The 21,470-nt window shown below is 35.0% G+C and carries 16 protein-coding genes, 1 other RNA gene and 1 pseudogene; 8 read left to right on the plus strand and 10 right to left on the minus strand.

Features of this window, described 5'->3' with window-relative positions; all coding sequences use genetic code 11:
* Window positions 1–81 precede the first annotated feature (81 nt).
* Entirely contained in the window at window positions 82–1,275 is a 1,194-nt protein-coding gene (locus E2R67_RS07220; protein ID WP_134290251.1) for a right-handed parallel beta-helix repeat-containing protein, read from the minus strand.
* Window positions 1,276–1,911: 636 nt separating this feature from the next.
* Between E2R67_RS07220 and E2R67_RS07225 the strand changes: the two genes are divergently transcribed.
* The 7 genes and pseudogenes from E2R67_RS07225 (at window position 1,912) to E2R67_RS07255 (ending at window position 10,359) form a co-directional block, all read left to right on the plus strand.
* Window positions 1,912–3,465 (plus strand): alanine/glycine:cation symporter family protein, encoded by a 1,554-nt coding sequence (locus E2R67_RS07225; RefSeq protein WP_134290252.1) that lies wholly within the window; start codon window positions 1,912–1,914, stop codon window positions 3,463–3,465.
* A 292-nt stretch (window positions 3,466–3,757) separates the two neighbouring features.
* A complete protein-coding gene (locus E2R67_RS07230) occupies window positions 3,758–4,324 on the plus strand; it encodes a hypothetical protein (protein ID WP_134290253.1) in 567 nt (188 codons plus the stop codon).
* A 104-nt stretch (window positions 4,325–4,428) separates the two neighbouring features.
* On the plus strand, window positions 4,429–6,090 hold the full coding sequence (locus E2R67_RS07235; protein ID WP_134290254.1) for a hypothetical protein: 1,662 nt from the start codon (window positions 4,429–4,431) through the stop codon (window positions 6,088–6,090).
* Window positions 6,091–6,117: 27 nt separating this feature from the next.
* Window positions 6,118–6,431 (plus strand): annotated as a pseudogene (locus tag E2R67_RS07240) (integrase core domain-containing protein); the annotation flags it as partial.
* A 206-nt stretch (window positions 6,432–6,637) separates the two neighbouring features.
* Window positions 6,638–7,249 carry a CDP-alcohol phosphatidyltransferase family protein gene (locus E2R67_RS07245; RefSeq protein ID WP_134290255.1) on the plus strand — a complete coding sequence of 204 codons (612 nt, stop codon included), beginning with the start codon at window positions 6,638–6,640 and terminating at the stop codon, window positions 7,247–7,249.
* Between the two features lie 43 nt (window positions 7,250–7,292).
* On the plus strand, window positions 7,293–9,029 hold the full coding sequence (locus E2R67_RS07250; RefSeq protein ID WP_134290256.1) for a bifunctional alpha/beta hydrolase/class I SAM-dependent methyltransferase: 1,737 nt from the start codon (window positions 7,293–7,295) through the stop codon (window positions 9,027–9,029).
* Complete coding sequence (locus E2R67_RS07255) at window positions 9,022–10,359, plus strand: dual specificity protein phosphatase family protein (RefSeq protein ID WP_134290257.1); 1,338 nt, start codon at window positions 9,022–9,024, stop codon at window positions 10,357–10,359. Before E2R67_RS07250 ends, E2R67_RS07255 begins: the two co-directional genes overlap by 8 nt.
* A gap of 80 nt (window positions 10,360–10,439) precedes the next feature.
* Here E2R67_RS07255 and purF read toward each other — a convergent pair whose 3' ends face one another.
* From purF to sohB, 7 genes are all read right to left on the minus strand, one after another.
* Window positions 10,440–11,954, minus strand: a complete 1,515-nt coding sequence (gene purF / locus E2R67_RS07260; protein WP_134290258.1) for an amidophosphoribosyltransferase — start codon at window positions 11,952–11,954, stop codon at window positions 10,440–10,442.
* 90 nt (window positions 11,955–12,044) lie between these two features.
* Window positions 12,045–12,548 (minus strand): CvpA family protein, encoded by a 504-nt coding sequence (locus E2R67_RS07265; RefSeq protein ID WP_134290259.1) that lies wholly within the window; start codon window positions 12,546–12,548, stop codon window positions 12,045–12,047.
* 74 nt (window positions 12,549–12,622) lie between these two features.
* The gene (locus E2R67_RS07270; protein WP_134290260.1) at window positions 12,623–13,237 is read right to left on the minus strand and encodes an SPOR domain-containing protein; all 615 of its coding nucleotides are present in this window, start codon (window positions 13,235–13,237) and stop codon (window positions 12,623–12,625) included.
* 3 nt (window positions 13,238–13,240) lie between these two features.
* Entirely contained in the window at window positions 13,241–14,530 is a 1,290-nt protein-coding gene (folC, locus tag E2R67_RS07275; protein ID WP_134290261.1) for a bifunctional tetrahydrofolate synthase/dihydrofolate synthase, read from the minus strand.
* A 14-nt stretch (window positions 14,531–14,544) separates the two neighbouring features.
* On the minus strand, window positions 14,545–15,330 hold the full coding sequence (truA, locus tag E2R67_RS07280; protein WP_134290262.1) for a tRNA pseudouridine(38-40) synthase TruA: 786 nt from the start codon (window positions 15,328–15,330) through the stop codon (window positions 14,545–14,547).
* 164 nt (window positions 15,331–15,494) lie between these two features.
* Window positions 15,495–18,155: a type I DNA topoisomerase gene (topA, locus tag E2R67_RS07285; RefSeq protein ID WP_134290263.1), complete on the minus strand. Its 2,661-nt coding sequence runs from the start codon at window positions 18,153–18,155 to the stop codon at window positions 15,495–15,497.
* A gap of 184 nt (window positions 18,156–18,339) precedes the next feature.
* A complete protein-coding gene (gene sohB, locus E2R67_RS07290; protein ID WP_134290264.1) occupies window positions 18,340–19,389 on the minus strand; it encodes a protease SohB in 1,050 nt (349 codons plus the stop codon).
* Window positions 19,390–19,516: 127 nt separating this feature from the next.
* Between sohB and E2R67_RS07295 the strand changes: the two genes are divergently transcribed.
* Window positions 19,517–20,260, plus strand: coding sequence for a YciK family oxidoreductase (locus E2R67_RS07295; protein WP_134290265.1), 744 nt, complete (start codon window positions 19,517–19,519; stop codon window positions 20,258–20,260).
* A gap of 64 nt (window positions 20,261–20,324) precedes the next feature.
* On the opposite strand, the gene lpxM is transcribed toward E2R67_RS07295, so the two are convergent.
* Both lpxM and ffs read right to left on the minus strand, forming a co-directional pair.
* Window positions 20,325–21,287: a lauroyl-Kdo(2)-lipid IV(A) myristoyltransferase gene (gene lpxM / locus E2R67_RS07300; protein WP_134290266.1), complete on the minus strand. Its 963-nt coding sequence runs from the start codon at window positions 21,285–21,287 to the stop codon at window positions 20,325–20,327.
* Between the two features lie 49 nt (window positions 21,288–21,336).
* Window positions 21,337–21,434, minus strand: an RNA gene (gene ffs / locus E2R67_RS07305) — signal recognition particle sRNA small type.
* Between the last annotated feature and the right edge of the window lie 36 nt (window positions 21,435–21,470).

Raw genomic sequence — 21,470 nt, forward strand, 5'->3', positions numbered from 1 at the left:
CAAAAAAGGCCGATATTACTTTTTGTAATATCGGCCTTTTTATTGTCATTTAAACAAGAACAGCTAGTGTTCTAATTTAGATTAGTATTCAGAGATATTGCCTTTATACATCTTACTTGTATCTGCAGGGATTCGCGTGTTATTTGAAACGCGCGTCTCACCTTTTATACTACTTTTAACAACCCAATGCTCAGGTTTTTTATTTTTAGTCGTTTCAGACGTTTTTGCTTTACCCTTTGAGCCTAGCGCAAGAGTCATTGTCACAGAAACACCTTTACTGTAATACTCATCGTTAAAAGTAAGTACGTTATCATGAATGTTATTGTAGTAACCCCAACCTGGCGATTTAGTGTTGACTTCAAAGGCATTTTCGAAATATTTATTACCGTTCTGGTTACCTTTATTGTAAGCCGTTTCGCTATAATTTCCTTTAAAGTCAATGTAACTTAATCCGCCATTTAGGATATCGTTCATACCAGCCGCATCAAAGGTATTACCAATAATATAAGCGTAAGAAGAACCTTCTTTAATATCAATATGCTCTGCAGTTACATTTGGACCGATTGTGTTATTGATAATCTGCGCGTAATCAACTTTAGGATCATATTTAGACTTACTGCTACCGCCCGGCCATTTTTTATAATCAGATCCAATATAAACACCTTCGCCATATTTAACGTTATAAAGGCCTGTATCATGAAGATAAGAATTCTTAACGATGTTGTATTGACTACCATCTCTTAAATGAATAGCAGCTTGACCTACGTTATAAACTTCTACACCATCGATAGTGACATAGTCAGCATGGTCAACAGTAATACCACCACGGCCATTTGTTACTTTAATATTTTGAACATAAATATAACCAATGCCCTTCGTATCGCCATCAATTGCAAAAGTCGTACCGTTATCATAATCGCCGCCATCTAGCACAGGCATCTTAGAAGCATCTTCAGCAACAATCCAGATTGGCTTATCCTTAAAACCACCTTTATTTAACTTGAATTTACTAGCATAAGTGCCAGCAGCAATAACTATTTTGTCGCCAGGTGCAGCTTTAGAAAGTGCGTTTGAAAGTTCTTTTACAGTACTTACTTTAACAACGTTCCATGAAACACTAGCAAAATCCAGTGTCATTTCATTACCTGTTAAAGCATAATTTGCAGCATAACCTGTTGATGATTCAATCCCTTCAACCACGGCTGCATTAACAGCAGTAGAGTATGAAAATACAGAGAATAACGATAGCGTAATTAATGAATGTTTAAACTTCATATGAATCCCTTCTTATATTGTAAAATAAATCTTTTAAAAATTTAGTTTTAAAGCTAAATAAATCAAGCCGATAATTAATAATATCAAAAGCTTGAACGAAAAAATATAACCGTGTGAGTAAGACCTTTATTATAAACAAAACCGTAAAATAATAAGAGCAACCATTTCAGATTTACAAAAAATAAAATATAGATAGTTTTTTATTTTTAATATTATAGATAAAAACAGCAACTTTAGCGTAAAAAATTACGTTTATTATCATTATTTAAATATTAATTCTTTTATTCGATATGTAAGTTGTTGTAGAGCAAACGACCATAAATAATAAATATCTTTATTAATAGAAAATAAGTCGTTAATAAGTAAAGCCTCCTTCATGGGTCTAGCCATTTAGTTAAAATCTACAAAAGACTTTTATTTAACACATTTTTAACATAAGCTAAATGAACTTCACAAATTGAAGTTTAAAGACTTTTCATCTGATTTAAATTTAGATTTCAGAGGAATTAACCTTTAAAGCTCATAAAATCCAAAGAAAACAGTTAATAAAACCAATTTAAAGCATGTAGACTTATTTTCCGTAACATTCTTTGATTTAAAACAACTCAATTATAAATAAAATAAGAGGAAGTAAATATGAGAAAAACACGAGAGTTAATGTCTCTATTTCTATTAGCCTTTAGCACAAGTGCAATGGCTGAAGAAATGAGCGCATTTAGTAAGATGATTAACGGTATTAGTGAATCTGTAGATGGATTTTTTAATGATTATACTGGTTGGTTTGTTGGTTTAATTTTTAAAAGTGTCCCAGTTGGTGAAGCAAGCTTCCCAATTATTGTAGGCTGGTTATTATTAGCAGCTATCATCTTCACTGTATATTTTGGTTTTATACAATTTAAACGCGCTGGAATGGCAATTAATATTATAAAAGGAAAGTATACCGATCCTAATTCCAAAGAAGAAGGTGAAGTTTCTCACTTCCAAGCTTTAACAACAGCCCTTTCAGGTACTGTTGGTTTAGGTAATATCGCAGGTGTTGGTGCAGCATTGGCTATCGGTGGTCCAGGTGCAACTTTCTGGATGATCGTTTGTGGTTTATTAGGCATGGCTTCTAAATTCTGTGAATGTACACTAGGTGTTAAATACCGTACGGTTTTACCTTCAGGCGCAATTTCTGGTGGTCCAATGTACTACTTAAGCCAAGGTTTAAGTGAAAAAGGTTTCGCAGGTTTAGGTAAAGCATTAGCAATTGGTTTTGCATTAATGTGTATTTTAGGTTCATTGGGCGGCGGTAACATGTTCCAAGCAAACCAAGCACACGCAATGTTAACTTACGCGTTTGATGTACCAAGTGAATACGGCATCATTACAGGTATCGTAATGGCTTGTTTAGTATTCTCGGTAATTGTTGGTGGTATGCCTTCAATTGCTTCAGTAACTGAACGTGTTGTTCCATGGATGGCAGCTCTATACATTGGTATGGCGGTGATTGTTATTGGTGCAAATATCGGTCAAGTTATTCCTGCATTTGCTTCAATCATTGATGGTGCTTTCACTGGAGCAGGTGTTGCTGGTGGTATCGTTGGTGCATTAATCCAAGGTTTAAAACGTGCAACATTCTCTAATGAAGCCGGTGTTGGTTCTGCTGCAATTGCCCACTCGGCAGTTAAAACAAAAGAGCCAATCACTGAAGGTTTAGTGTCTTTATTAGAACCTTTCATTGATACTGTTGTAATTTGTACAATGACAGCATTAGTTATTACGATTGCAGGTCTAAATGTTGCTCCATTTGATGGTAGTGGCTTAACGGGTGTAACACTAACTGCTGCATCATTTACAGCAACAGCTGGTATCTTTAAATACCTACTAGCATTAGCAGTAGTTCTATTTGCTTTTTCAACAATGATTTCTTGGTCTTACTACGGCTTGAAAGCGTGGACTTACCTATTCGGTGAAGGCAAGAAAGTTGAATTAGTATTTAAACTTATCTTCTGTGTGTTTGTAGTAGTTGGTGCAACAATCCAATTTGGTGCGGTAATTGACTTCTCTGACGCAGCTATCTTTGCAATGTCTATCTTTAACATTATTGGTTTATACTTCTTAATGCCAATCGTTAAGAAAGAGTTACAATCTTTCATTGCACGTATAGATTCTGGTGAAATAAAAACTTACGATACTAAATCGAAGTAATTAATAATCAGAATACGACTTCATTATGGCTGTGAAATACTATTAGCGGCCATTATTGAATCAAAATATCAATGAATGTTTATTTATTTTTAGGCTATTGTACTTAAGTACTTTAGCCTTTTTTATGCCTTACATTTTATTAGTTTCATTTCTATTATTTATATCAATAACAATCTATACTCATGAGACTTAAAGAAGTCTCAGTGAAATAAAAATAACAAAAACAATAATCACTTTAACATCGTAAATTTCACAAATAACGATAAGATGAAATTCGATTGAAAGGACAAATATGGATAATACAGAACGCTTTACTATCGATCTTAATCGCCCATTACTAAAAGATGGCCCTAATTTTTTATCCCATACAGTCGTTATAAAAAGACATATAGCCTATTTAAGACCCACTATCACTTCTATGTTATTTTGTATGGTCTATATCGTTGTAGGAAGCTTTTTAATGGCACTTGCAGCACATCTTATAATGGAGGCACATAAGTATGATCTTATTATATTTGTTGGTGCTTTTGGCGTCGCGATTACCACTTTCGGTGTTTTGCTCATCCGCCCTTTTTTACAACGTGCAAGTTTTAACAAAAAATCAGGCGTCTTTGATAACAAAAAAGATAGAGATGTGAAATTACATCACATTGATTCCTTGCAGATAAATAACAAAATCATTCAACGTAAAAATGCCTTAAGTTACCAGTGTTTTGAGTTAAACATGCTCACTCAGCATGGCCGAAGAATTAATATACTTAACCATAATAATCAGCAACAATTAATGCTAGATGCCCTACTGTTAAGTACTTTTTTGAAAGTAGAAATTCAAGATTATCGTCGCGAAATTATACTTTGAAATAGCTTTAATTTAATATTGCTGGACGGTTCATAACTAGTAAGAATAGAAAGTTTTAATAAATCACTCATCTCAATAAATCCAACTAAAATAATGCCAAAAAAATGAATAAAGAATGTAATAAAATTGAAAAAAAGCTCAGCGACTATTTAAATACTTTATATAAAAAATCGTTCAAAAAATTAAATACTATTATAAATATTGGGTTAATTATATTAACTATGATAATACTTATGATGTTTATATCTCAAATTGGTGGCTTTCATAATCTTCAGCACCACTTATTAAATGTTTTATTCATTTTGCTATTAATGATTGGCATTAAAATAGTGATAACATTCATGAATAAATGGATATTTGGAAGTAAGTACAGTGTTATTGACATTGTAGAAATTTCTGGATATATCAAAAAGTACAATGAAACCATGTATATACCTAACATAGGTTCAACTACTTTAACTTATTACTACTTTGATCTTGTTAATAGCAGTGAAGTTCCAACAACATTGATTATTTCACCTCTTCAAAATCACGCAATTCAGCGGATGTTAAACAATAACCCATCACACAAAATATACACATATAAAGTTGCTATTCTTGAGCCTAAATCAGCAGAGCTTATTAATAAGACTTTAAGAGATGGAACGCTTCTATTACTCCCACTTGAAGAATTTTTTACCAAGGAAAATGGCCTTGATGAAGAATTTAACTCAGATGCAACCTTTGAAGATGACACAAATTCAGATCCACATATTAGTTATAACTCTGAATATCGATTAAAAATAAAGAATAAAGACACTTGGTATGCACCTGAACAATATAATCACCAACCAAGTTTTACTGTTTCAAGAAGCGAAATTAAACCAGATAAACAATATCATTTAATATGTGAAGATAAAATTTCGCATAAAATGGACTTTATCCCTTTCAAACCATCGAAAATAATAAAGGATGTTAACCTTATAAACCAGTTTGATGAGCCTGAATATGAAGATATGAATATAGAAGATGTTGTTTATTATGCACATGAAGAGTTTCATGACTTTCAAGATTTTCGTACGCGTTCAGAGCCAGTAAAAAATGTTAAAGGACCAAATTTTTTGGGATTTTGTCTAATTTCATATGCGATTAATTGTTTTTTATTTGGCTTTTTATTGAATGAGCAAACTCCAGGTTTTTTCTTCGCGTTAAACCTATTAATAACTGCGACATTATTCATTGCTATTATTAAAGTTACATTCTTTCCTCTGTTTGTAAAAACCCCGGTTCGTTTCCATAGAAAAAACAAAGAAATATATGTTCATATAAATAACAGTCTATATAAAATACCGTGGGAAAAAAGTGATATTTCAATTATTGTAAAACAAAACAAAATCACAACCAATTATTATCTCACATTATGGTTAGACCCCAAGTATGACGTAAACAACAATAGTGAAGTAGTAGTCCCATTTACATTATTTTCTTCAGAAGATATACATGGAAAAGTTTATTTTTTTTGGGATTATATCAATCGCTATATGAAGTATGCAGATCCCTTTTCAGTAAAAAAACAAAAGAAACAATTGAAAGCACCAGAGAAAAAAGAAAACAAAACAATTAGCTCCCAGCTATTTGATTTATTGATATTTATTATTTTTCTTCCTATTCTGATTATGATTGTTTTCTCAGATCACAATGAACTTAGAAGAGTATTAAACCCTTTCAAACAAAAATGGCCGAGTAAGGTACATGAGTGGACAGAAAAAGTATGTAATTGGCATTAATATGTTTTGTTCTGAAATGAGTTTACGCAAGGGGTACATTATATATCCTTGGTCACAGGTGCTTACGGCCGAAGGATAATGGGCTATGAATTGAGTAATGAAATGAAAGCGACAGAGATGGTTATGACTGTTATCAAAATGCTTTCGCTGAACGAGTAGACGAAATCTTAAAACAAGAATTTTTACTATATGAATGTCGAAATATTGATGAGTTAAAACAGTTCGTTGAAGAATCAATATTCATATACAATGAAATGTGACCGCATATGAGTTTGGGAATGAAAACACCAAATCAAGTGCATAAAAAAGATCAGGATAAAGTGCTACTGGCCTTCCATTAAAACCGTCAACCTATTTCAGGACGGGACAACTACTTAATCTGATCATATTTATCTTGCTGACTTGCTATCTTTCGGTATTATAGGATGACTATAAAAAGTCTACTTTTAATTAATATTTCATCTATGCTAATAATAAAAATTAAATAGCACTATACCTATCTACCTTCTTTCTCTTTGTCATTTTAGACGTTTACTGAGGACTCATTATGCTAACCATTTATGATTTAAAGCCTAAATTCCAACAACTATTACGCCCTATTACAACCTGGTTAGCGAATGAAGGTATTACAGCAAATCAAGTTACCTATGCAGCAATGTTGTTATCATTGATAACAGGCATCATTATTTATGTCAGTGACGCAAACATGTGGTCATTATTGTTACTGCCTTTTGTTTTATTTTTACGCATGGCGCTTAACGCTATTGATGGAATGTTAGCACGTGAACATAATATGAAAACGGTTAAAGGTGCCATGCTTAATGAGATGACCGATGTGATGTCTGATATCGCGATTTACCTTCCATTAGCCATTGCAACCAATGTCTCTGCGATTTTATTGATTGGTTTTGTTATTATTGGTTTACTAACTGAAATGGCAGGTGTAGTTGCACAGGCTGTCAATAACGATAGACGTTATGATGGCCCAATGGGAAAAAGTGATCGTGCATTTGTAATGGGGCTATTAGCAATCTTACTCGCTTTTGATTTGATTTCAGCAGCATGGGTGGTTGTTTATTTGGCTGTTATTACATTATTTGCTCTATTAACACTTTATAATCGAATGTCTAAAGGCATTGTCATTGCTAAAGAAAGCTAAACCATATTCTGACTAAATAAATTCAAGCTAGGAAATAATAAATATGCAAACAGGTACATTTAATACATTTGATGGAAAAGCTCTTTTTTATCGATGTTGGAAGAATGAATCAAATAATAATGGCAAAGTACTTTTATTATTACACCGTGGTCATGAGCATTCTTTACGATTAAATAATATTGCAGAAAATGCCGCTTTTGAAGGTTACACCATTTATTCTTTTGATAATCGTGGTCATGGTGAAACTGAGGTTGAAGCAACTTTTGAATTTATGAATTTAGTTCGCGATTTAAATTCATTCGTGACTTTTGTTTGCACTAAAGAAGAAAAGAAAAGTGAAGATATTTTTGTTATTGCAAACTCTGTTGCAGGTGTTGTTGCCTCCACTTGGGTGCACGACTATGCGCCTAAAATTAGTGGCATGGCATTAATTGCACCCGCCTTTGAAATAAAGCTATATGTCCCTTTTGCTAAACCTTGCTTAGATTTTGCACTCAAGTTTAAACCTAAGATGAATATTACATCCTATGTAAAATCTAAGTTTCTTACCCATGATCTTATTGAACAAAAGAAATACGACGCGGATCCTCTTATCACACCTAATATTCCAGCAAGCCAACTTACCACGTTATTAGATACAGGTAAGCGAATTGTCGCCGATGCAGCTATGATAACCTTGCCAACGTTAGTTCTTTCTGCAGGGAAAGATTATGTGGTGAACTCTAAAAAACAAGGCGACTTTTACGCGAATTTATCAAGTCCATTAAAACGTTTTGTTGAATTTGAAGACTTTTATCATGGCATGTTATATGAACAGAATGCACAGTCTGCTATTGATGAAATCGCTCAATTTATTGATCAATCTTTTGCTTATCAAGCTGAGTCAATGACTGAGCAACTTGTTAAAATAACCCAGCAAGAGCACGATAAAATTAGCTATGGCACTTTACCTTTATACAAAGAAATCAATTACTTCACTCAACGTTTATTAATGAAACGATTAGGTTTTATGAGTAAAGGCATGCAAATAGGACTAACTTACGGTTTTGATTCAGGTGTCACTTTAGATCATATTTATAAAAATCGACCTGAAGGTGTCGGTTACCTAGGAAAAGTAATTGATAAAGGCTATTTAAATAGTATTGGTTGGCAGGGAATTCGCCAACGTAAAATCAATAGTATCGCGACTATTGAACAGAAAATTGCAGCATTACAAGCTGCAGGCAAAACCGTTAACATATTAGATATTGCAGGTGGCCCGGCGAGATACCTTATTGAAATAGCGAATAAACATCCCGACGTAAATATTCAAGTTAGAGATTATCAAATGCAAAATGTTCTGCAAGGACAGCGTTTAGCTGCAGAACGAAGACTTAAGAATATTACCTATAAAGAAAATGATGCCTTTGATCCTAACAATTACAAAAAAGATGAATTTGAACCTAATATTGTTGTTATCTCCGGTGTCTTCGAATTATTCACAGATAATGAATTGATCAGTCGCGCAATTAAGGGAGTCGCTTCAATTATACAAGATAATGGTTTCCTTGTTTATACAGGGCAACCTTGGCACCCTCAGCTTGAGCAGATTGCAAATGTATTAGGTAACCATCAAGATACTAAGTGGATAATGCGTCGTCGCAGCCAGTACGAACTTGATAGCTTATTTGCACAGTATGGCTTTGCTAAAGATAATATGTTGATAGACAACTGGGGAATTTTTACGGTTTCATCTGCATTATTCCAAGGCCCAGCGAAAGCAAAACAGAAAAATGGATAAACAATCGGCCTACTTATCGCAGTTTGATGCATCACTAGACGCTCCTGCTACGTTAAAAGAACGGTTTGTGTGGTTAGTGTTTATGGGAATTGTATTTTTCCTATTATATGGCGCAGCAAATCAGTTTGCTGCCAATACTGCTCCCCACTTTTCTTTTCTGTTTGACTGGGAAAATAACATCCCCTTTATTCCGGGTTTTATTGTTCCCTATATGTCTTCGGACATTGTCTTTGTGTTTGCGTTTTTATTAGTTCAAACACGCTTAGCACTGCGAATTTTAGCAGTTAGGGTGTTATTTATTGTTTTAGTATCAGTAAGCATTTTTATCCTGTTACCTCTACAATTTTCTTATGATAAACCGGCCATCGATAGTTTTAATTTTTTATTCAAATTATTAGAAGCAGACAAACCGTTTAATCAGTTGCCCTCCTTACACGTGAGTTTTTCAATTGTGTTTTGGTTTTGTATGAAACAGCATATACCTAATAAATGGATAAAAGCTTCTCTGGGTATTTGGTTATTACTTATCATTATTTCAACGCTGTTTGTTTATCAACATCACTTTATAGATTTACCTACTGGTTTACTTGTTGGTTTCTTGGCTGTTTATTTATTTAATAAAAAGTCAAAAAATTCAATACTCAATCAGTTCATGACACCAAGACACCTTAAAATGGGATTATATTTTTTAGCGGCCAGTATTGCGTTAATGATACTAAGCTTTTCTATCCACCCTTTGTTTATGTATCTGTTTATCACCACTTTTAGTGTTAGCTTGGTTTATGCCTTTGGCATGAATAATTTATTGGTTAGCACTAAAAAGAAACCAAACCTAGTACAGTGGATTGTCTTTTTTCCTTATTTTTTAGGCACTCGACTTTCATGGCATTTCTATAAGCGTTCTTTGCCACTTATGGCAAAAGTTGATGATGGGTTTTATATTGGCCGTTTCCCTACTCTGGACGAGTATGATGAAATCTCTGAATTAGGGATCAAACGTGTTGTTAATCTTGCAATTGAATTACAACTCAATCAAACAACGCTAAAACAAGACCAATTTAATTTTTTAGATCAAACTATTCAAGATCCTGCTTTATTGCATCAAGCGGTTCTACTTGTTAAAAAACACAAATCTCAAGGTGTTTATGTCCATTGTGCTTTAGGCTTGTCTCGTTCGATTTTAGTGGCTTCTGCTTGGATGTTGTATAGTGGAAAAACAGAGCAAGAAATTGCACTGCATTTGAAAACAATTCGTCCGCGTTATATTCAATCAAAATATATGCAAGTTAATATAAATTTATACAAGAGCTATCTAAAAACTCTTAAATAAATTAGAAGTGAATACAAAAATGCCTATCAGTTTTTAATTGATAGGCATTTTATAGACAACATATTATAGGGTTGTGAATATTACGATTCGTTATACATTTCTAAGTTAGCAATTTCTTCTTTTTGCTCTTGGATTTTTTTAGCATCTTCACTACGTAAACTTGCTAAATAATCAAAGTACTCTTTATCAACATCTGCAGTTACGTATTTGCCATCAAACACCGAACATTCAAATTCTTTGATCGCTGGGTTTTGTTTGCCTACGGCATCTTTTAAATCTTGAAGGTCTTGGAAGATTAACTTATCGGTTCCAATACAATCATTGATTTGTTCAACATTACGAGAATGTGCAATTAATTCTTCTGGTGTCGGCATATCGATACCATAAACATTAGGGTAACGTACTTCAGGAGCTGCAGAAGCTAAATAAACTTTCTTTGCCCCTGCTTCTCGAACCATTTCAATAATTTGTTCTGACGTTGTTCCACGTACGATTGAGTCATCAACTAATAATACGTTTTTACCTTTAAATTCTGCCGCGATTGGATTTAACTTACGACGAACAGATTTACGACGTTGAGTTTGCCCTGGCATAATAAACGTACGACCGATATAACGGTTTTTAACAAATCCTTGACGGTATGGTAAACCTAACTCAACTGAAATTTCTAAAGCAATATCATTCGAAGTTTCAGGAATTGGAATAACAGCATCGATTTCTAAATCCGCCCATTCACGTTTAATTTTTGCGCCTAATTTACGTCCCATTTCTAAACGAGCTTCATAAACAGAAATACCATTTAGTGTTGAATCTGGACGAGCAAAATAAACATATTCAAAGATACAAGGCGTCAAAGATGTATTCTCAGCACAAAGTTGTGTATGCAATTTTCTATCTTCAGTAATATAAACTGCTTCACCAGGTTCAACATCGCGTAAGAATTTAAAACCTATGGTATCTAAGCCAACACTTTCTGAAGCAACGATATATTCTGTATCACCCTCTTCTGTCTGACGAGATCCTAAGACTAATGGACGAATGCCATCAGGGTCTCTGAAAGCAACAAGACCATGGTCAATAATTAAAGAGGTAACAGCATAAGCCCCTTTAATTTGCTTATGAAGTTGACTAACAGCGGCAAAGATATCAGCAGGTAATAATCGATCTGTCGTTACTTTTGCAAGCTCGGCAGCAAAGGTATTTAATAGTAATTCTGAGTCCGACGTAGTATTGATATGACGACGAGACTTGATAAGCGCGCTACGTAAATCTTTAGCGTTAGTTAGGTTACCATTGTGAGCTAATGATATTCCCCAAGGAGAGTTAACATAAAAAGGTTGGGCTTCTGCTGCGCTCGAACTACCTGCAGTCGGGTAACGTACATGGCCAATACCACTGTTCCCTTTTAAGCGTTGCATATGTTTAGTTTCAAACACATCTTTAACTAAGCCGTTTGCTTTACGTTGTTTAAAGTTACCATCATAAGTTGTTACGATACCTGCAGCATCTTGTCCACGATGCTGTAAAACGGTCAATGCATCATAAATGCTTTGATTGACAGGAGTTGAACCAACGATACCCACTATTCCACACATAAGTTAAAACCTTTCTGTTTTTAAGAGTGTTCACATAAAAATAAAAGTACAATGCACTTTAAAATTAAGTGAATAATTCACAATCAAGTTTTAGAAGGAGCTTGATTGTATATTTTTCAAAAAACTCGATGAGCTTTCTAAATGTTCAAAAAACCATTCAATGATGATACCAAACTCTGGGATCAAGATTGAATCTTTCCACCATGTTGCATTGTTGAAAGAAGTAAATGAATCGATAAAGAAGAGTACAGCACTAATGATGAGAACTCCCCTTACAGCGCCAAAAATCACGCCTAACAAACGGTCTGTGCCGGATAGCCCTGTAACTGTGACTAAACGATTTATGATGTAATTAATGAGAGCACCAACTAATAATGTAGAAATAAAGAGAATGGCAATAGAGGCGCTATTTCGAATAAGTTCGTCTTGGATTTGAGTTAAGAACTGGGACACTTCAGGGTAGAAATTACTTGCAATGAAAAAAGCAAAAAACCAAGTGACGAGTGATACGGCTTCTTTTGTGAAACCTCGAATCAAACTTATTAATGATGAAAATGCAATGACACCAAGAATGGTGAGGTCAAACCAATTCATATTATCCCTAAATGTTGAGAGTCTGTATTTAACGGGCGCATTCTAACAGAGATTTTTTTGAAAGGCTTCAAAAACTAAGGTTCAATTGGATTAAAAGGTACTAATTTACCATTTAAATTAGTTAAACGTTTTAATCTCGGTAATTTTTCTTCTAATGCTTTTTTAGAAACATCAGGACCAACAAATACTCTTGTAAGCTGACCTTCCATCACTTCCTTTGGGATCGTATGAACTTGGAAGCCGGCTTTATTTAATTTTTTAAGTAGTGTATTAATATTTTCTTTGTTTTGAAATGCTCCAAGCTGAATCGTCCATGCTGGATCAGCAAAAGCTGTCTTCGCTGTTTGGTTTACTGGTTCTGATTTTTCTGTTTCTGTCGCTGCTATTTGATTGATGTCTTTATCTTCAACCTCTGAAATCTCTTCAACTTTCCACTCAGATCCATCAACTTCAAGATCTGCTGTATTGTTTGTTTGCAACGCATCTTGAATTACGATCTTTTTCTCTTGTAGTGTTGAAGCGATTTGGAAATCTTTTGAATGTTCTTTTAAAGCAGGTTTAATAGGAGTTGTGACGAATTCTTGTTGATATGAGGTCTTTTCACCATCGATAATAGATGGCAAAAAGATAACAACAAGTGCAACTAAGATGGTTACTCCAACTAAACGATTTTTGAATTGAGATGCCACGTTTTACCCTTGCTCGTTATTTAAAATGTCTGAAACTGTATGAAAAGAACCGAATACGATAACTATATCAGATGCTTCTGCGTTATCGACTACCTTATTAACTGCACTGATTACATTTTCAAAACATGTCACATTATGTTGGTTATTTTCACTATTTTGATAGGCTGCTAATAACATTTCAGCTGTTGCGCCTCTGTAACAGTCTAAGTTAACAAAGTTGTAATTATCTATTTGTTGGTTCGTTGCTGTTAATGTTGCGCTCATATCTTTATCTGAGAGCATACCAACTATGGCATGTATTTTACAATTGTCACTTTTCTGTGCTTTTAAACGTGCTAATTGTGATGCTAAATATTCTGCTGATTGAGGATTGTGTGCAACATCGATATAAAGGTCACAAGCAGCATTGTCTAATTTTTGCAAACGCCCCGCTAAAGAGGCTGATTGTACGGAATCAATTAGTTGCTCTGTAGAGAGGCTTAAATTTAATGATTCGATGACAGCCAATGCAGTTGATGCATTCTGAATCGGCATTAAAGTTTGTTTGATTGGACCTATTGTGGTTTTTCCATGCCACAGCCATTCTGATTCACTGATTAACTCAAATTTAAAATCATGCCCTGCACATTTTAAATTGGCGGAAATGGCATTCGCGTGTTTAATAATAGATTGTGGAATATCTAACTCACCACAAATTGCTGGTTTAGATGGTCTAAAGACCCCTGCTTTTTCAAAACCAATGACTTCACGATCACTACCTAACCAATCTATATGATCAATCCCGATCGTAGTTACCACACTTATATTGGATTCCACCATATTTGTCGCATCCAAACGACCGCCTAAACCAACTTCTAATAAGATATAATCACATTGTTGTTGTTTTAAAATATGCAAACAAGCAAGCGTCGCAAACTCAAAATAACTTAATGAAGTTTCTAGACGCCCTGCTTCAATAACTGCAAAGGCTTCACAATGCACTTGATCATTTAATTCATGACCATTAATTCGTAATCTTTCATTGTAACGATGGATATGTGGAGAGCTATAAACGCCGACTTTAAAACCGCTATCAATAAGCATTCTCTCAAGGTAAGCACAGGTTGTACCTTTGCCGTTAGTACCAGCAACGGTGATCACTTTTGCATCAAAATTAATTAAGTTAAGTGATTCACCCACTTTAGTAATGCGAGTTAAGCCTAATTCAATTGCATTAGGGTGTAATTTCTCTAAGTGAGTTAACCAATCGGATAAATTATCTGCAGAAAAAGTAGTCGCTGTTGTTTTATTCATATCAACTATTCACATTAAATATCTAGAAATAAAGGACCACATTCGGGCCTTGGTAAATCAAATTCTTCAGGGTAATCGACTTCCACAAGATATAAACCACCTGGCTTAGCTGTAGCAGCGGCCTTTGAGCGATCTTTATAGGTCAATAAAGTAGCTAACCAATCGACAGGTTGTTTACCTTGTCCAATTTCAATCAAGCTCCCCGCGATATTACGTACCATATGATGCAAAAAAGCATTCGCTTTAATATCAATCACAATAAAATCTCGGTGACGCGATACATTCAGATAATGAATAGTGCGGATTGGGCTATTCGCTTGGCAATGCAATGCTCTAAATGAAGTAAAATCTTGCTCACCAACTAATAACTGCCCTGCTTGATGCATAATATCAGCATCTAAATCACAGTGGTAATGACTTAAACCTTTGCTTAAAATGCCTGGGCGATAAACGCCATTATAAATAATGTAGCGATAGCGTCTCGCTGTTGCGCTAAAGCGAGCATGAAATGATTCATCAACTTGTTTAACCCATCGCACCGCAATATCATCAGGCAATTTAGCATTCACGCCTAAAGTCCAAGCGCCAATATCGCGTTTTGCATTTGTTTCAAAATGAACAACTTGACCTGTTCCATGAACACCAGAATCAGTTCTGCCTGCACAATTAACTGTAACGGTATGATTGGCAATGTTAGACAAAGCTTTTTCCAGTTCTTCTTGAACTGAATTGACCTCTTTTTGTCTTTGCCAACCATAATAATTGGCACCATCGTATTCAATACCTAAAGCAATGCGCATCTTAAAACCACCTTTCTTAAAAAACGCTAGTATATACAAGTGTTTTGAAAATAAAACCAACTAGATAACGATGTGTATTACTGAGAGAACTAGTTGCAGAAAAAACAATCAAAATAAGCAGATACAAAAATGGCAACCAAGGCTGCCATTTTTAATCTCTACGTTTATTTTTTAGCTTTGGCTTTCTTAGCCACTTTCTTTTTAGGAATTTCTTCAACCCATTTATTATCAATGTATTTGGCTGTCCATCCCGTTGCTTTTTTATCGATTTCCGTCATCACATATTGTTCTTTATTTTTACGGCTGTAGCGAACAACTGCTAGGTTTCCATCTGGATCTTTTTGCGGAGCATCGGCTAAATAATAAAATTTTTCAGAAATTCTATCTCTAAACTTAGCTAACTCAGCGACCTTAGGCGCACGAGTTTCTCTAGAACGAGGGAATGTACTTGCAGCCAAGAAAATACCAGCAGCACCATCCCGTAGAATAAAGTAAGCATCACTTTGTTCACATTCAAGCTCAGGTAGGTGCACAGCATCTTCTTTAGGAGGAGCAACTTCACCACTTCGTAGTATCTTACGGGTGTTTTTACATTCTTCACTCGTACAGTCCATGTATTTACCAAAACGACCGTCTTTTAATTGCATATCAGAGCCACACTTGTCACATTCAACAACCGGGCCGTCATAACCTTTTATTTTGAACTCACCGACTTCAACGGTATGTCCATCACATAGCGGGTTATTACCACAAACATGAAGCTTACGTGTTTCATCAATGAGATAGCTATCCATCGCAGTATCACACTTAGGACAACGGTGTTTAGCCATTAAAGCAGCCGTTTCTAAATCTTCTGAACTTAGAATATCTTCAACTTCTTCACCATCAACTAAGTTGATTGTTGTTTTACAACGTTCTTTTGGCGGAAGCGCATAACCAGAACAACCTAAGAATACACCTGTACTTGCTGTACGAATGCCCATAGGACGATCACAAGTAGGACAAGATACTTCGTCAATAACCACAGGATCATTAAGACGCATTCCGCCTTCTTCTTCAGGTAATTCCGCTTTGTCTAATTGTGTTGTCAGCTTTTTATAGAACTTATCCAGCTCTTTATGCCAATCTGCTTTGCCTTCTGCAATGGCATCTAAGTTTTCTTCCATTGCTTTAGTAAAGTCATAACTCATTAAATCTGTAAAGTTTTCAGTTAAACGGTCAGTAACAATTTCCCCCATTTTCACCGCAAAGAAACGACGTTTATCGACCTTCACATAACCACGATCTTGTATTGTAGAAATGATACTTGCGTAGGTTGATGGTCGACCAATACCTTGTTTTTCTAGTTCTTTAACTAAAGCGGCTTCAGAGAAACGTGCAGGTGGTTTAGTAAAATGCTGTAACGGCTCTAAATCAACAAGCGTTAATACTTCACCCACTTCTAAATCAGGTAATTGAATTTCATCAGCTTTACTTTTGGTAACTGGCTGTGCTTTTGTCCAACCAGCAAAACGTAACGTGCGCCCTTTTGCTCTTAATTTGTAATCGCCAGCTTGTACAACTAGCGTTGATGAATCATATAACGCCGGAAGCATTTGACATGCTAAAAATTGACGCCATATAAGTTCATATAAACGTTTTGCATCTTTATCGACAACATCAATTAGCTCAGCACGTTGCGCAACGTCAGATGGGCGTATCGCTTCATGGGCTTCTTGAGCACCTTCTTTGCTGCTATAGGAAACAGCAGCGTCAGGTAAATAATTACTACCAAATTCTTTTTCAATAAATTCTCTTGCAGATTCAACAGCATCTTTACTCAAGTTTGTTGAGTCAGTACGCATATAAGTGATGTAACCCGCTTCGTATAAACGTTGAGCTAACATCATTGTCTTTTTAACACCAAACCCAAGTCGTGTACTAGCCGCTTGCTGTAAAGTTGAAGTAATAAAAGGCGCACTCGCTTTACTTTTTGTTGGTTTATCTTCACGAGAATGCAATGTAAATTGAGCTTCTTTTAAGGCATTTACTGCCACTGACGTTTCTGCTTCAGTCACTGGTGCAAAAGTTTTGTCATTATATTTGTAAACTTCTAAGCGTAATTCAGCTTTATCATTCGTTGCTGTTTGAGCATGAAGATCCCAAAATTCTACTGGGTTGAAAGCTTTAATTAAACGCTCACGTTCAACTAGTAATTTTACGGCTACTGACTGAACTCGCCCAGCAGATAACCCTCGAGCCACTTTTTTCCAAAGTAACGGAGAAAGCATGAAGCCAACAAGACGGTCTAAGAAACGACGAGTTTGCTGAGCATTAACACCATCAATGTTAAGTTCGGTTGGATGTTGAAAGGCTTCTTGAATAGCAGACTCAGTGATTTCATTAAAAACAACACGCTGATATTTACTATCATCTCCGCCTAAGATTTCTCGTAGATGCCAAGCAATTGCTTCACCTTCTCTATCCAAATCGGTTGCGAGATAGATAGTTGGTGCATCTACAGCTAGTTTTTTTAATTCATCAACAACTTTTTCTTTACCAGGTAATATTTCGTAATTGGCTTCCCAATTTTTGTTAGGGTTAATCCCCATTCGTGTTACTAACGCAGCTTGAGTACGTTTTGCCGTTTCTTTTGCTTTTTGTGCAGGTGTTAATCCTGCTAAAGATTTTTTCTTTTTAGCATCTATTGATTTTTTGGCACTACCACTTGTTGGTAAATCACGTACGTGTCCAACACTTGATTTAACAATAAAATCGTTGCCTAAATATTTATTGATCGTTTTTGCTTTGGCAGGTGATTCTACGATAACCAGAGATTTGCTCATATTGCTTTAATACCTAATAAATAGTCTTGTCTTAGAAAGAATGTTAACTCGTCCGATGAATTTCTCTTTTTTATATAATCCAAAGTTTTAACCAATAGCAACCTATTTTTTTAGATTTGGATAAATAAAAAACAAAAGCCAACAGAGTAATAGTCGGCTTTTTACTTTATTTCAAGCAAGAAAGCTATTTAAAAAGTCGAGAAATATTGGTTTGCATTAAAGTGAGCAAGCTAGATTCAACTGAACTCGCTACACTTTTACCAAATTTTTCAGCGAACTTTTTGCTTTTTTGATATTGCACTTGAACGATATGTTTTTGATCAAGATTATCTAATAAGTAATCATCACTTGTTTGAATGTTATCAACTAATAATAAGTCTAATGCTTGAGTTCCATACCAATGCTCACCTGTCGCAATTTTATCAATGTCTAATTGTGGACGATGTTCACTAACAAAGTGTTTAAATAATTGATGTGTTTCTTCTAATTCTTGTTTGAATTTTTCACGCCCTAAATCATCGTTTTCACCAAACATTGTTAAAGTACGTTTGTATTGGCCAGCCGTTAACTGCTCGAACTCAACATCATGTTTTTTAAGTAGTTTATTGAAATTAGGAATTTGTGCGATTACACCTACTGAACCGATAATTGAAAATGGTGCCGCAATAATTTTATCGGCAACACAAGCCATCATATAACCACCACTTGCAGCGACTTTATCAACAGAGATAGTTAACGGGATATTCTTATCTTTAATACGTTGTAATTGTGAAGCAGCCAAACCATAAGCATGTACCATACCACCACCACTTTCTAAGCGAACAAAAACTTCATCTTGCTCTGTCGCAACACTTAAAATAGCCGTAATTTCTTCACGTAATGAGGTCACTTCTTTGGCATCAATGCTGCCATTAAAATCAATAACGTATAATTGCGGACTCAACTTAAGATCCGTTGATCCTTTTGCTGATTTTTTTTCTTTCTTTTGTTCTTCTTTAAGGATTTTTTTATCTTCTTTAGCTTTTGACTTCAACTGTGCAGATGATAATAATTGCTCTTCAATCGACTTTTTTGTTTCTTTAATTTGCTCAGATAAATCAGTAACTTCTAATTCACCTTTTTTATTTTTTTGCTTACTAGTTAAGGCAATAATTGCAATTAATATTGCAACGACTGTGATTACAAACGTAATGGCTTTTGCTAAAAACAGCCCATATTCAAATAAAAATTCCAAAATTAATCCTCTTTAATATAAAGTTCGCGCACATAATGACAAAAAATGACTAAACCTACAAAAGAGTTTGAGTCTTTTTTTAAAAAAAAAGCTATTATTTGATTTTTTGACCAAGATGAGATGAACAATGCATTACGAGGCTCCTGATAATTTATTAGATAACAAAACAATTTTAATCACTGGCGCAGGAGATGGGATAGGAAAAGCACTAGCAATTAAATGCGCAGAATTAGGAGCAGAAGTAATTTTATTAGGCAGAACCGTTAAAAAACTAGAAGCAGTTTATGATCAAATAGCGGCACTTAATAAGAAATCTGCAGCCATTCTTCCCGTTGATTTAAACGGAGCGACAGAAGAACACTATAGTGATTTAGCTGATACAGTTTTACGCGAATATGGAAAGTTAGATGGATTAGTACATAACGCAAGTCAACTTGGTGTATTAAGCCCGTTTAAACAAATTGAAAGTAAAATGTGGAATGAGGTAATGCAAACAAACCTGACTTCTGCTTTTTTAATGACTAAGTATTTAATTCCTGTTTTAGAAAAAGCACCTCACGCGAGTACTATTTTCACTTCCTCTGGAGTTGGAAATAAAGGCAGAGCATATTGGGGCCCATACAGCGTTTCTAAGTTTGCTACTGAAGGAATGATGCAAGTGTTAGCCGATGAGTATGAAAACTCAACTCTGCGCTTTAATGCCATCAATCCAGGGGCAACTAAAACAGCAATGAGAGCAAGTGCGTTTCCAGCAGAAGATACAAGCATATTAAAAACACCCGATGAAGTTTTATCTGTTTATCTCTATTTATTGGGGGATAGAAGTATGGTCGTAACGGGCAATCGTTATAATGCGCAGGATAAATATTAAGCTTGATGAGAACCAACAACCAATATTAATAGCAATTAAATGATTAATATTGGTTGTATACTAACTAATAAATCTTTAAACCTTCTTCAGGTCTTGTTTTTAGCAACTTCAATGTCCACATATATTGCGCTCTATTCTCATCAATAACTTTCTCAATTGCAGCATTCATTAAGTCTGTATCTATTTGCTCATCACTACTTGGAATACCTGTTATCGGAGCATGACAGATCACATCCACTTTACCAGTCTTTGCATTATAAGAAGTATAAGTTGGAATCACTACCGCCCTTCCTAATTTTGCTAAGCGGCCAATAACAGGAAGCGTCGCTTTTTGCGTTGCAAAAAAAGGTGAAAATAGACTATTCGCACGGCCATGGTCTTCATCGGGAAGGTAATAGAAATGCGCTTTATCACGTAAACTTTTAATACATGGCTTTAGCCCTTCGCTACGATGATAAAGTGTCCCTTTATCATTAAGTCGACTAAAGCGGGTTCTATAATTAGTCACAAACCAATCAAAGATAGGATTTTTATAATCATTAAACATACTTGATAGGGGATAATCACGCGCAGAAATAGCTGCGACTCCAGCAAAATCAATACCATAACAATGCGGAGCTAAGAAAATAATCGCTTTATCGGCATCATGAGCTTCTTTAACAAACTCTTCGCCAATGAAGTTAATACGTTTGTGTAGGAAAGATTTGCTGCGGAAAGCAATTTCACCCAAAGAAAGTGATATTTGCGCAACTGAACGAAAGTTTTCACGCATTAATGCATCTTTTTCACATTCAGTATAATCAGGAAAGCAAAGCCCTAAATTAACAAATGCAATTTTTTTACGCTTGTTTAAAAATTTTGCGTTATAAAGTCTATCTGCAATCCATGCGGCAAATTTATCTCTAAAACGAATGGGAACATAGCTGAAAACAAAAAGTAAACCTAATAAAAACCAAGTACCCCAATATTTAGGTAAAAAGTGTTGTGCTTTTAAAGAGGTATCGAAACGGGAATTGTACTGATTCATAATTAGGCCTTTGGAAGCTAATAATGATTGTAATTAAAGGTGGGTGGTAGACTTCCCAGCAAACTCTCGGCACTTGATTTACTTACTATGGCTGCTGCCTTCCGGCTCTGACCTGGTTAATAAGTTATCAATGCGAGAAACCAAGAAGCCCACCATTGTCACTACATCAAGCTCTAACACTTG

Source organism: Psychromonas algicola, assembly GCF_004378355.1.
Classification (GTDB): Bacteria; Pseudomonadota; Gammaproteobacteria; order Enterobacterales; family Psychromonadaceae; genus Psychromonas.